The following is a 12,892-nucleotide window of genomic DNA, read 5'->3' as shown; positions in this document are numbered from 1 at the left end:
GATCAGTCGCAAAAGAATACGCCTGGGCTGCGACAAGCTGCCACAGCCGGCTAGTTCACCCCGGGCGGCCGTCGGCGCGCGGGGTCAGATAGATCCAGGCCGAGCGCAGCACCCAGGGAGCGAACGCCAGCAGCCAGCCGACTGCCGCGAACACCAGCCAGCGGTAGCCGTCCGCGCCCAGCTCGGCGCGCACGCGCAGCGCCAGCACGCACTGCAGCGAGATGAAGCACAGCCACGGCACCGCGCCCATCTGCAGCAGGCGGCCGGCATGACCCTGGGTGACGCGGGTGACCATCGCCACCAGCATCGAGCCGAAGTAGCCGATGGTCAGCACGTGCAGCGGCACCAGGCCGAGCACCGCCTCGCCGCGCAGCGCCAGCCACAGGCTCTGTGCCGCGAACAGCGCCATCGCCACCGGCAGCCAGGCGAACGCCAGGTGCAGCGCGAACAGCAGGCCGGGACGCCGGGCCTTCCACGGCTGCCAGGCCAGCGCGTGCCAGCCGAACAGCAGCGCCAGCGGCAAGTCGGCCAGCCAGCGCCAGGCGCTGGCGCCGGCCGCTTCCAGCGCGATGTGCGCGAGCAGCAGCGCCCAGGCCGCGGGCAGGCTCCAGCGCGGGCGCACCATGCGGTAGCCAGGCACCACGTTGGCGCTGAAGAACGGGATCATCCGGTGGCACACGCTGAAGTACACCGGCAGCAGGAAGCCGAACACGCCCAGGCGGATCGCCAGCGGCATCCACGCCGCCGGCGCACCGCACAGCACGGCCAGCCCGGCGGCCAGCCCGAGCGCTCCCACGCCCAGCCCCGCCAGGCACGACCATGCGTGGGCGTTGCGCGCTGTCGCGGCATGCAGCACGCCGGCCAGCGGCAGCAGCGCCAGCCCGTAGCCGACCAGCATCAGTGCGACGCCGAAGCGCAGCAGCGGCAGGCTGCCCAGCAAGCCAGCGTGCGCCAGCGCATAGCCGCCGAACACCGAGCCGGCTACCGGCACGTAGCGCAGGCGCGGCAGCGCGGGGCGATCCAGCCAGCGCGGGAACACGGTCAGCAGGAAGCCGAACATGAACAGCGGCAGCATCCCGTACGCGGTCAGCAGGGCGTGGCCCCAGGCCGGCGGCACCGGCGGCTGCGGCCAGGCCGTCCAGCCGAAGCGCAGCGCACCCAGTTCCAGCGCCCACCACGCCATGCTGGTCAGCACCGTGCAGGCGCCGGCCAGGAACAGCAGCCGGTGCGGCGCCTGGGCCAGCACCGCCGGCGACCAGGGGGCGGGTCGCGCGGGTAGGGAAAGATCGGACATCGGCCTGGGCCTGTCGGCGGAAAGCCGCATGCTCGGCGCCGGGCGTTGCCGGCACCCTGATCCAGATCAGCGCAGGGGTCTCAGCCCGGCAGCAGGCCTTCGCCCAGCCGGTGCAGCGCGTCCGCGTCCAGCAGTTCGACCTGCCGGCCTTCCAGCGCGATCAGGTCCTGGCTGCGGAAGCGGGTGAGCACGCGGCTGACGGTCTCCGAGGCCAGCCGCAGGTAGTTGGCGATGTCGCCGCGAGACATGCTCAGCGCGAAACGCGTGCCGGAGAAACCGCGTGCCGCGTAACGGCTGCCCAGGTCGCAGAGGAAGGCAGCCACGCGCTCGTCGGCGCTGTGGTCGCCGGCCAGCAGGCTGGCCGTGCCCAACTCCTTGCTGAGCAGGCGGAACAGGTGCTGCTGCACCGCCGGCATACGGGTGGCCAGCGCACTCATCGCCGGGAACGAGAAACGGCAGAACTGCGCGTTCTCCAGCGCGATCGCATCGCAGGGAAACTGCTCGGGGTAGATCGCGTTGAGGCCGATCACCTCGCCCGGCAGGTAGAAGCCAAGCACCTGTTCGCGGCCTTCGCGATCCACCAGGCTGGTTTTCACCGTGCCGGCGCGCACGGCGAAGATCGCGCGGAACGGGTCGCCGGTGCGGAACACGTGGTCGCCGGTGCGGTAGGGGCCGACGTGCTCGACCAGGCAGTGCAGCGCCTCCAGCTCGGGCTTGCCGTAGCCCACCGCCAGGCACGCACCGGCGAACGCACAGGTGCGACAGAAACGGATGGCGTCGCCGTCGTCGGCGATCGGACTGGGTGGATCGGGCAGGCGACCGGCCCGCGTATCGGAACGCATCGTGGGTACAGCCTCTCGAAGATCCATGGCGTCAGATCGCGCGCGAATAACGGGTAGGCGGCGCGCCGGCATCCAGATAGGCATCGAAGCACATGGCGATAATACGCAGCAGCAGCCGCCCGCGCGAGGTGGTGACGATGCGCGGCCCCTCGAGGGTGACCAGTCCGTCCGCCTCCAGCTGTTCGAGACGGACCATCGCGTCGGCGAAGTAGACGTCGAAGTCGAGCCGGTGGCGGGCGCCGAAGGCGTCGCGGTCGAGCGTGCCCTGGCACATCAGTTCGCCGATCGCCGCGCGCCGGATCAGGTCGTCCTCGCTCAGCCGCAGGCCACGCGCCACCGGCAGGTGACCCGCATCCAGCGCGGCGTAGTAGCCGGGCAGGTCGCGCACGTTCTGGCTGTAGCAGTCGCCGATGCGACCGATCGCGCTCACCCCGAGGCCGACGATGTCGCAGTCGCCGTGGGTGGAATAGCCCTGGAAGTTGCGCTGCAGGTGGCCGGCGCGCTGCGCCTGGGCCAGTTCGTCGTTCGCCTTGGCGAAGTGGTCCATGCCGATGTAGACGTAGCCGGCGCCGGTGAGGCGCTCCAGTGCGCGACCGAGCAGGGCCAACCGAGTGGCGGCATCCGGCAGCAGGCTGGCATCGAGCTGCCGTTGCGCCTTGAACATCTCCGGCAGGTGGGCGTAGCCGTACACCGCCACACGGTCCGGCGACAGCGCGATGACCTCGGTGAGGGTGCGGTCGAAGCCCGCTACGGTCTGCAGCGGCAGGCCGTAGATCAGGTCGACGCTGGTGGAGGCGAAGCCCGCCTCGCGGGCGGCATTGAGCACCGCGGCGGTCTGCGCCACCGACTGGATGCGGTTCACCGCCTGCTGCACGGCCGGGTCGAAGTCCTGGATGCCCACCGAGACACGGTTGAAGCCCAGCTCGCCCAGTTCGCGCACGTAGTCGCCGTCGGCGAAGCGCGGGTCCAGCTCGATGCCGTACTCGCGCTCGCGGCCGCGCTCCATGCTGAAGTGGCGGCCCAGCGACTGCATCAGCTCGCGCATCCGCTCGATGTCGAGGAAGTTCGGCGTGCCGCCGCCGAAGTGCAGCTGGCGCACCGGGCGGTCGCGGTCGAACAGCGGGGCGATCAGGCCGATCTCGCGGTACAGCCGCTCCAGGTAGCGGTCGGCCTTGCCGACGTCGCGGGTGATCACCCGGTTGCAGCCGCAGTAGAAGCACGGGCTCATGCAGAACGGTACGTGCACGTAGACCGACAGCGGCCGCGGGATCGGTTCCTCGTTGGATTCGCGGATCGCCTCGCGCAGCTCGGCCGCGCCGAAGTCGTTGCGGAAATGCGGCGCGGTCGGATAACTGGTGTAGCGGGGACCGTTGACGTCGTAGCGGGCGATCAGGTCCGCGTCGAAAGTAGGTGGCTGGATCACGGTGGCGGTATGGGTAGCTTCCATGGCGCGCACTGTGCCGGGTCGCGGCCGGCGGCTTCTTGATCAGGATCAGTCCGGCGACGGGTCGTGCCCGGCGCGGCCCACCTCAGCCTTGTCACGCGATCCGCGCCGCAGGCATAGTCGATCGGTGGCAGGGGGTGTCGGGAGCGAGCATGCGGGTCCGCCTTGAAGATGTAGCGCGTGCGACGGGTGTGTCGCCCAAGACCGTGTCCCGCGTGCTCAACGAGGAGCCGTCGGTCAAGGAATCCACCCGCAAACGCGTGCTGGCCGCGATGGAGCAGATGAACTACCGGCCGAGCCCGGCGGCACGCGGCCTGGCCGGCAGCCGCTCGTTCCTGGTCGCAATGCTTTACGACAACAACGACAACCCCGCCTCCACCTACCTGGCCGAGATCCAGGACGGCGTGCTGGAGGCCTGCAACGCCAACCGCTACAGCATGATGGTCTGCCCGTTGCGCACGCGCGTGCAGGATTTCATCCGACGCGTCGACGCGCTGATCGCCGACCATCACATCGACGGCGTGATCGTGACGCCGCCGCTGACCGACAACGTGGCGTTGCTGCGCCGGCTGAATGAACACGGTGTGCCGCACGCGAGCATCTCGCCGCTGCGCCGTGACGAGACCATCGGCGTCCGCATGGACGAACAGCAGGCGGCCAAGGCCATGGTCGGCGAGCTGGTGAGGCTCGGCCACCGTCGCATCGCGCATATCCTGGGCATTGCCGACCACGGCGCCAGCCGCTGGCGCCTGGCCGGCTACAAGGACGCGCTGGCCGAGGCCGGGTTGCCGTTCGACCCGGATTACGTGGTGCAAGGGCAGTTCACCTTCGGCTCCGGCGTGCTCGCCGCGCGCGAACTGTTCTCCCGGCCGATCCTGCCCACGGCCATCTTCGCCGCCAACGACGACATGGCTGCCGGCGTGATGTGGGCCGCCAACGAGCGGGGCCTGAAGGTGCCACGCGACCTGTCCGTCTGCGGCTTCGACGACACGCCGCTGGCCACCCAGTTGTGGCCGCCGCTGACCACCGTGCGCCAGCCCAGCCGCGAGATGGGCAAGCTCGCCACCGAGCAGCTGATGGAAGTGCTGCGCGGCCGCGGCGAGGGCCTGCTGCTGCAGGTTCCTTTTACGCTGCAGATGCGCGAATCGACCGGCGCACCGCCGTCCGACGCGACCTGAGCGGCACCGACCTGTTCGGAACCGCCGGCGCGTTCGCGCGCCGCCGGTAGGTGCCCCGAGCCCCGTTCTGACGCCGTTTCTGCGCTCCGGGCCTGACTTTCGGCTGTGGAAGCGCGTGTTCCAGAAATGCTGCACTGCAATTTGACAGCGCTGTCATTTCTGCCAGTCTGCGCCCCCTGAGCGGCTCCGCGAGGGATGCCGCGCGCTTCGCAGCGAGGGGAGAAAGGCGTGCCTGCAACCGTCCGTCACCGGCGTTCCGTCCCGGCCATGCTGGCCGCCACCCTGTCCTGCCTGCCGCTGGCCGTGGCGATCGCCGGCTCGCCCGCCACCGCCGTGCACCCGGATCGCTGGCCGAGCGCGCACTGGCCGTTCCCGGCCGATCCGGCGCTCGAGCACAAGGTCGCCGGCCTGATCGCGAAGATGACCGTGGAGGAGAAGGTCGGCCAGCTGATCCAGGCCGACATCCTCAGCGTGACGCCGGACGACGTGCGCAAGTACCATCTCGGCGCGATCCTCGCCGGCGGCAACTCCAAGCCCGGCGGTGCGCTGACCGCCGACGCGAAGCAGTGGCTGGCGCTGTCCGATGCGTTCTACCGTGCGGCGATGGACCGTCACGATGGTCGCCCGGCGATCCCGCTGCTGTTCGGCATCGACGCCGTGCACGGGCACAACAACACCGTCGGCGCCACGCTGTTCCCGCAGAACTCCGCGCTGGGCAACGCCCGCGACCCGGAGCTGATCCGGCAGATCGGCGCTGCCACCGCGGCCGAAGTGCGGGCCACCGGCATCAACTGGACCTTCGCGCCGACCATCGCGGTGCCGCAGGACGTGCGCTGGGGCCGCAGCTACGAGGGCTACTCGCAGGATCCGAAGCTGGTCGCCGAATACTCGCGGGCGATGGTCGAGGGCCTGCAGGGGCGGGTCGGCACGCCGCAGTTCCTCGACAACGCCCACGTGATCGCCACCGCCAAGCACTTCCTCGGCGACGGCGGCACGAAGGACGGCAAGGACCAGGGCGACGCCGAGATCAGCGAGCAGCAGCTGATCGACATCCACGCCGCCGGCTACCCCCCGGCGATCGATGCGGGTGTGCAGACGATAATGGCCTCGTTCTCCAGCTGGAACGGCGTGAAGATGCACGGCAACAAGGCCCTGCTCACCGACGTGCTGAAGCAACGCATGGACTTCCAGGGCCTGCTGGTCGGCGACTGGAACGCGCACGGCCAGATCCCCGGCTGCAGCAACACCGACTGCCCGATCGCCTACAACGCCGGCATGGACATGCTGATGGCGCCGGACAGCTGGAAGGGGCTCTACGAGCACACCCTGGCCGAGGTGAAGTCCGGCACGATCCCGATGGCGCGGCTGGACGATGCGGTGGCGCGGATCCTGCGGGTGAAGTTCCGCGCCGGCCTGTTCACCGCCGGCCTGCCGTCGGCGCAGCCGCTGGCGCGCCATCCCGACCGGGTGATCGGCAGCCCGGCGCACCGGGCGCTGGCCCGCCGCGCGGTGCGCGAATCGCTGGTGTTGCTGAAGAACAACGGTGGCCTGCTGCCACTGGATCCGCGCAAGCGCATCCTGGTCGCGGGCGAGGGCGCCGACAACATCTCGCGCCAGTGCGGCGGCTGGACCCTGACTTGGCAGGGCACGGGCCTGAACAACAAGGATTTCCCCGGGGCGCAGTCGATCGGCGCCGGCATCGTCGCCCAGGTGAAGGCGGCCGGTGGCCATGCCGAGATCGCCACCGACGGCCACTACACGCACAAGCCCGACGTGGCGGTGGTGGTGTTCGGCGAGGATCCCTATGCCGAGTTCCAGGGCGACCTGCCCAACCTGCTCTACCGGCCCGGCGACGACCACGACCTGGAGTTGATCCGCCAGCTGAAGGCCCAGGGCATTCCGGTGGTGGCGGTGTTTCTCAGCGGCCGGCCGCTGTGGGTGAACCGCGAGATCAACGCGGCCGACGCCTTCGTCGCGGCCTGGCTGCCGGGCAGCGAGGGCGAGGGCGTGGCCGACGTCCTGCTGCGTACCCGCGACGGACGCATCGCCCACGACTTCCACGGCCGCCTCGCCTACGCCTGGCCGCGCACCGCGCTGCCCGGGCAGGCTCCGCCGCAATTTCCGCTCGGCTACGGTCTGCGCTACGCCGATCACGCCACGCTGCCGCCGCTGCCGGAAGTCTCGGGCATCCACGGCGAGCAGGTGTCGGTGGGCAACTATCTGGAGCGCGGCAAGCCGGCGCATGGCTACACCGCCAGCCTGGTCGGTGCCGACGGCGACCTCGTGTCGGCGGACGTCTCCTCCGCCACCACCGGCGACCACAGCCTGCGGATGAGCGCGATCGACTTCCATGCCCAGGAGGACTCGCGCCGGCTCGCCTGGACCAGTGCGCGGGCCCGGTTCACCGTGCAGGCCCGGTCGCCGCTCGACCTGGACCGGCAGACCAATGGCGACGTGCTGCTGGTGACCACGCTGCGCGTGGATGCGCTGCCGGGTGCCGACGCCTGGGTTGGGCTGGGCTGCGGGCACGGTTGCCAGGGCCGCGTGTCGCTGGGCCCGACGCTGGCCGGGCTGCCGCAGGGGCAGTGGAAGCGCGTGGGCGTGCCGCTGAAGTGCTTCCGTGCCGCAGGCGCGGACATGCACCACATCGACCGGCCGTTCGAGCTGGGGGCCGGGGCGGGAACGGCGCTGACCGTGTTCCGCGTGGCGCTGGGGACGGACGCCGACCAGGTGGTCCGATGTCCCCGCTAGCGACGCCATCGGCCCGATCTATCGGGCGGGTTCGGGTTGCTTCGCAGCATGGCGAAGCAACCCGGCGGGGAGGAAGACGTATTTCCTGATCGTATTCAGTGGCTTGTCGGGCAATTTGAGTGTGCTGCCGCGCGTCAAGCTTCTGTGCAAGAGCTCTTTTATCATTACGTATGACAGCGCTGTCATTTCGGGGATAGAGGATCGCGCCGCGCCGAGGGCTGCGGCATCGAACCATCAGACCATCTGGAGGGGAATTACATGAAGCTGCGCTACTCGGCGTTGTATGTCGCCATGACCCTGGTGCTCGCACCGGGAACCGTGCTGGCCGCCCCGCAGGACGCTTCGTCCGGCAAGGCGCCGGTGGAAAAGAAGATCAAGCAGCTGGATACCGTCGAGGTGAGCGCGACCAAGCGCGAGACGCCGCTGCAGAAAACCCCGGTGGCGGTCAGCGCGATCTCCGCCGACACGCTCGACAAAGAGCGGGTGATGACCGTGCAGGACCTGACCAAGCTGGTGCCGGGTCTGCAGGGTACCTCCGAGGGCGACCACGGCGTGGTCACCCTGACCCTGCGCGGCATCGGCAACGACAGCGCCAAGACCGAATATGCCGACCCCGAGGTCGCCACCTTCGTCGACGGCGTCTACACCCCGCGTGCCGAGGCGGCGGCCAGCCTGCTGCTGGACATGGACAGCGTGGAAGTGCTGCGCGGCCCTCAGGGCACGCTGTGGGGACGCAACTCCACCGCCGGCGCGATCAGCTTCACCACGGCCAAGCCGGACATCGGCGGCGGCTTCTATGGCAACGGCAGCATCGAGGCCGGCAACTACAACCAGAGCGGCGTGCGTGCCGCGGTGAACCTGCCGATCAGCAGCACCTTCGCCATGCGCGTAGCCGCGGTGCACGAACAGCACGACGGCTACGTCGACTACCAGAACCCGATCGGGCAGATCCCGTCGGTCGACCAGCAGCGCGTGAACTACCTGGCCAGCGGCGGCGACCCGGCGGCGTTCCAGCCGATCAACCCGAACGACTTCGTGCACGGCGGCAAGAAGTACAACGCGCAGGACCAGTCGGCCGCCCGCGTGAGTGCGCGCTGGAAGCCGTCGGACAGCTTCCTGTGGGACATCTCGTACGAGTACTTCACCGACCGCGGCACGCCCAGCATGAACCTCATGCAGCAACCGCGCCCCGGGCAGAAGTTCTGGTCGACCCTGGCCGACGTGGCGCCGTACCTGGACCGCACCTCCAAGGCGGTGCGCAGCCGGATCGACTGGAACATCACCGACGGCATGGAGCTGACCTACGTGGCCGGCTACAGCCGCTACTCCGGCAAGAGCGACTTCGACCAGGACGGCGGCGTCAACGTGCCGACCAGCTTCACCACCAACGGCGTGTACCAGGAAGACCGCACCAACTACTCCAACTACAAGAGCTACAGCCACGAGCTGGACCTGAAGTCGACCGGCGAGCAGACCATCGACTGGATCCTCGGCGCGTACTACGCCCACGAGAACAACAACATCCGTTTCGACATCCCGATCATGAACGGCACCCAGCAGGGCACCGTCAGCTGGCAGGGCTCGTTCATCCAGCCGGAGGAGCTGGTGGACTCCACCGCCGCCTTCGGCCAGGCCACCTGGCACATGAGCGATACCTGGCGCCTCACCGGTGGCGCGCGCTGGTCGCACGACAAGCGCCAGAACCGCGGCGGCATCAACTGGGGCTGGGGTTACAACGCGGCGTATCCGCAGCTGCCGCTGTCGCCGTGGCAGAGCCCCGCCGATGCCGGCTTCAACATCAGCCAGCACAACGACGGCACCTACAGCAAGAGCAAGCCGACCTGGCTGGTGCGGGTCGACCATGATCTGGGCGCGACCGGGTTGATCTACGCCAGCGTGTCCACGGGCTACAAGTCCGGCGGTACCCAGGACGGCGGTGCGCTGTACAAGCCTGAGACGCTGACCAACTACGAGATCGGCACCAAGTTCTCCTTCCTGGACGGCCACCTGACCTGGAACAGCGCGGCCTACTACGAGGTGTTCAAGAACTACCAGCTGTCGGCGCCGGTGACCTACCCCGACGGCACGCACGGCCTGGGCTTTGCCAACGTCGGCGGCAAGACCAAGGTGGCCGGCTTCGAGTCCGAGCTGGCGTATTCGGCAGCCAATGACCGTGCCACGATGGTGCTGTCGATCATTCCGGAAAAGAAGCTGGGCACCGAGCGCTACGCGGCCAGCAACGACTACTACGTGCCGACCGCCTGCCCGCCGGAGTCCACCATCAGCAACAACTGCATGGACATCACCGGCAACGACCTGCCGCATGCGCCGGACGTCTCGCTCACCGCGATCTACGAGCACGACTTCGTGCTCGGCAACGGTGGCCGCCTGACCCCGCGCATCAGTTCGCAGTACCAGAGCGCGCAGTGGCTGAGCTGGTTCAACTTCGGCAACGGCGACAAGCAGAAGGCCTATGTGCGCACCGACCTGGCGCTGCGCTACACCGAGCCGGGCGACAAGTGGTACGTCAACGCCTATGTGCAAAACGTCACCGACGGCAAGGTCAAGAGCAGCGCCGCCGGCAGCACCCTGCTGGCCAACGGCACGGTGGCCTTCACTTCGCAGTACCTGCCGCCGCGGACCTACGGCGTGCAGCTCGGCTTCTGGTTCTGAGTTGTCGATGGCGACGCGCCGTGAGCAGCGCGCCGCTCCCTTTTGCCGTTCCCCTGCCGGCATCACTGGTGCCGATGCCGGCTCCCTCCCCTTGAATGGCGCAACGGCCGGAGTTCCCCGCGGGACTCCGGCCTTTCTTTGCGGTCGGGCAGGGTCCGGAGGACGATGGCACCGCAGCGGATGAGGAGCCGGCGATGGCGCGGATCAACAAAGTGCTGGTGGTCGGCGGTGGCACGGCCGGATGGCTGGTGGCGTGCTATCTGGCGCGGGCGATGCGGTCGAGCGATCCGTCCGGCATCCAGGTGCACCTGGTCGAGGCTGAGAACATCGGCCTGCTCGGCGTGGGCGAGGCGACCTTCCCCTCGATCCGCGGCACGCTGGCCGCGATCGGCCTGGACGAGCGTCGCTTCCTCGATGGCGCGCATGCCACCTACAAGCAGGGCATCGACTATCGTCACTGGGTGCGCCCGCCTGGCGTCTCCGGGCGCGGCTCGTTCTTCCATCCCTTCAGCCTGCCCAGCCAGCGCCCTGGCGGGCCGGAACTGCTGCCATACTGGCTGCTGGGCGAGGCGCCGTCCGGCCTGTCGTTCGCCGAGGCGGTGACCATGCAGAGCCGCGTGGTCGAGCATGCGCGCGCGCCCAAGCGGCCGCAGGATCCTGACTACCAGGGGCCGCTCAACCACGCCTATCACTTCGACGCGGCCTGTTTCGCCCGGGTCCTCGCCGAGCACGGCACGCAGACGCTCGGCGTGCATCGCCACGTCGCCACCGTGGAGCGCGCCGAACTCGACGAGCGCGGCGCGATCGCACGGCTGATCACCACCGAGCTCGGGCCGATGACCGCCGACCTCTACGTCGACTGCACCGGCCTGCGCAGCCACCTTGCCGGCGGCGCCATGCAGTCGCCGTTCCTGAGTCGGGCCGACGTGCTGTTCGCCGATCGTGCGATGGCGATGCAGGTGCCGTACGACCGACCGGACGCGCCGATCCCCTCGTACACCATCGCTACCGCGCAGGAGGCCGGCTGGACCTGGGACATCGGCCTGCAGCAGCGCCGCGGCGTGGGCTACGTGTATTCCTCCCGCCACACCGATGATGCGCGCGCCGAGCAGGTGCTGCGCGGTTACCTCGGCAACGCAGCGGAAGGATTGACGCCGCTGCGCATCCGTTTCGAGACCGGCTATCGCCCCGAGCACTGGCGGCACAACTGCGTGGCGGTGGGACTGGCCGGCGGCTTCGTCGAGCCGCTGGAATCGACCGGCATCGCCCTGGTGGAACTGGGCGCCTACCTGCTCACCCATGCCCTGCCGGCCGACCTCGACGACCTGCCGCGGATCGCCCGCCACTACAACACGATGATGGTAGCCCGCTACGAGCGGATCATCGATTTCATCAAGCTGCACTACTGCCTCAGCCAGCGGCGCGATACCGGGTTCTGGCGCGACAACACCGCGGCTTCCAGCATCCCGCAGACGCTGCAGGACAAGCTCGCGTTGTGGCGGTACCGCCCGCCGCACCGGCTCGACTTCGTCGGCGACCTGGAGATGTTCCTGGTGGCGAGCTGGCAGTACGTGCTGTACGGCATGGAGTTCCACACCGACCTCACCCCGATGCGCCGGACCTACACCCAGGCGGCGGAGGCACGGCGGGAGTTCGCCACGATCCAGCAGGTGGCGGCGCGCGCGCTGGACGACCTGCCCGATCATCGCGCCCTCGTCGAACGGATGGTGCACGAGCACCGCGCGCGCGCCGGGCGGGCGCATGCGGTGGCCTGATCCGGCGTCCGCCGATTTCGCTTGCGCCGCGGAGAAACTGGCGTATAGTTACGCGTAACGTTACGCGTAACTTTCGATTCCAGGGGACACCACCATGACCAACCGCAAGGCGCCCAGCGCCGGCGCCGCACGCCAGAAGGCGTTCCGCGAGCGCATGAGCGGGCTGGGCATGACCATCCCGCGGATCTACATGACCGAGGACGAGCAGGGAATGGTGCGCGAATTCCTGCGCCGCGCCCGCGGCGAACACACCGAGCAGCTGCTGGCGGGGATGGACTTCGCCAGCGTGCACGAGAAGTGGAGCGCGCCGCGCCTGTGCGAGGCCCTGGCTGCGCACGCCGGTACGCACGGCGAGCTGCAAGAGGTGCACCTGCAAGGTCTGCCGCCGGCGATCGGGCTGTCGCTGGCGCGCTACGGCAAGCTGCCGGCGCGGCTGACGGTCGGCGACGAGGAGATTTTCGCGACGACGGTGCTGTGCACGAAGGACGCGGTGAAAAGCGCCGCGCGCTTCAACGAAGCCTGTCTTCGCCTGGGTCCGACCCTGCCCCTGTCCAACGTGGGCCTGGTCGGTGATGACTACATTCTGTTCGGTCAGCTTTCGGCGCACGCGCCGCTGGCCAACATCGTCGAGGAGCTCGACGTGTTGGGCCGCAACGCGGTACGCGCACACGAGGAGCTGGCTGCACTGATCCGCTGATTGGGTGATGCCATGCACGCCTGTCCCACCACGAACCTTCGCCACCACGGCTCGGTTCGCCATCTGACCTGGACGCCGCGCGGCAGCGGATAAGCCGCCCCGTCCGTCGACGCCTCCCACGCGCCGACCCCGCGACGGAGCCTCCGTCGCCGCGCCGACCTGCACGCCTTTTCGAGCACGCCCCGCGGCGTGACGGGAGCGGCTTGCCCGGTCGCCGCCGGCGCGCTGCACCGGCGAG

General features: G+C 69.3%; 8 protein-coding genes. 5 read left to right on the top strand and 3 right to left on the bottom strand.

Going from position 1 to position 12,892, the window contains the following annotated elements; translation table 11 throughout:
• Positions 1 to 55: 55 nt before the first annotated feature.
• From NC595_RS01140 to hemN, 3 genes are all read right to left on the bottom strand, one after another.
• Positions 56 to 1,294, bottom strand: a complete 1,239-nt coding sequence (locus NC595_RS01140; protein ID WP_253564295.1) for an NnrS family protein — start codon at positions 1,292 to 1,294, stop codon at positions 56 to 58.
• Between the two features lie 80 nt (positions 1,295 to 1,374).
• Positions 1,375 to 2,136, bottom strand: a complete 762-nt coding sequence (locus NC595_RS01135; protein ID WP_253564294.1) for a helix-turn-helix domain-containing protein — start codon at positions 2,134 to 2,136, stop codon at positions 1,375 to 1,377.
• Positions 2,137 to 2,167: 31 nt separating this feature from the next.
• Positions 2,168 to 3,583 carry an oxygen-independent coproporphyrinogen III oxidase gene (hemN, locus tag NC595_RS01130; protein ID WP_253564292.1) on the bottom strand — a complete coding sequence of 472 codons (1,416 nt, stop codon included), beginning with the start codon at positions 3,581 to 3,583 and terminating at the stop codon, positions 2,168 to 2,170.
• A gap of 149 nt (positions 3,584 to 3,732) precedes the next feature.
• On the opposite strand from hemN, the gene NC595_RS01125 reads away from it, so the two are divergent.
• The 5 genes from NC595_RS01125 (at position 3,733) to NC595_RS01105 (ending at position 12,654) form a co-directional block, all read left to right on the top strand.
• Entirely contained in the window at positions 3,733 to 4,758 is a 1,026-nt protein-coding gene (locus tag NC595_RS01125) for a LacI family DNA-binding transcriptional regulator (protein WP_253564291.1), read from the top strand.
• 267 nt (positions 4,759 to 5,025) lie between these two features.
• The gene (locus tag NC595_RS01120; RefSeq protein WP_253565672.1) at positions 5,026 to 7,509 is read left to right on the top strand and encodes a glycoside hydrolase family 3 protein; all 2,484 of its coding nucleotides are present in this window, start codon (positions 5,026 to 5,028) and stop codon (positions 7,507 to 7,509) included.
• A 258-nt stretch (positions 7,510 to 7,767) separates the two neighbouring features.
• Positions 7,768 to 10,182, top strand: coding sequence for a TonB-dependent receptor (locus tag NC595_RS01115; protein ID WP_253564290.1), 2,415 nt, complete (start codon positions 7,768 to 7,770; stop codon positions 10,180 to 10,182).
• A 194-nt stretch (positions 10,183 to 10,376) separates the two neighbouring features.
• Complete coding sequence (locus NC595_RS01110; RefSeq protein WP_253564289.1) at positions 10,377 to 11,957, top strand: tryptophan halogenase family protein; 1,581 nt, start codon at positions 10,377 to 10,379, stop codon at positions 11,955 to 11,957.
• 94 nt (positions 11,958 to 12,051) lie between these two features.
• Positions 12,052 to 12,654 (top strand): DUF2170 family protein, encoded by a 603-nt coding sequence (locus NC595_RS01105; protein ID WP_253564288.1) that lies wholly within the window; start codon positions 12,052 to 12,054, stop codon positions 12,652 to 12,654.
• Positions 12,655 to 12,892 lie beyond the last annotated feature (238 nt).

This window comes from Dyella lutea, from assembly GCF_024158035.1.
GTDB lineage: Bacteria > Pseudomonadota > Gammaproteobacteria > Xanthomonadales > Rhodanobacteraceae > Dyella_A > Dyella_A lutea.
This window is presented reverse-complemented; position numbering and strand designations above follow the sequence as displayed.

Coding starts and splice junctions, on each gene's coding strand:
- NC595_RS01110 (WP_253564289.1), top strand. CDS start 10,377: ATGGCGCGGATCAACAAAGTGCTGGTGGTCGGCGGTGGCACGGCCGGA.
- NC595_RS01115 (WP_253564290.1), top strand. CDS start 7,768: ATGAAGCTGCGCTACTCGGCGTTGTATGTCGCCATGACCCTGGTGCTC.
- NC595_RS01105 (WP_253564288.1), top strand. CDS start 12,052: ATGACCAACCGCAAGGCGCCCAGCGCCGGCGCCGCACGCCAGAAGGCG.
- NC595_RS01140 (WP_253564295.1), bottom strand. CDS start 1,294: ATGTCCGATCTTTCCCTACCCGCGCGACCCGCCCCCTGGTCGCCGGCG.
- NC595_RS01125 (WP_253564291.1), top strand. CDS start 3,733: ATGCGGGTCCGCCTTGAAGATGTAGCGCGTGCGACGGGTGTGTCGCCC.
- NC595_RS01135 (WP_253564294.1), bottom strand. CDS start 2,136: ATGCGTTCCGATACGCGGGCCGGTCGCCTGCCCGATCCACCCAGTCCG.
- NC595_RS01120 (WP_253565672.1), top strand. CDS start 5,026: ATGCTGGCCGCCACCCTGTCCTGCCTGCCGCTGGCCGTGGCGATCGCC.
- hemN (WP_253564292.1), bottom strand. CDS start 3,583: ATGGAAGCTACCCATACCGCCACCGTGATCCAGCCACCTACTTTCGAC.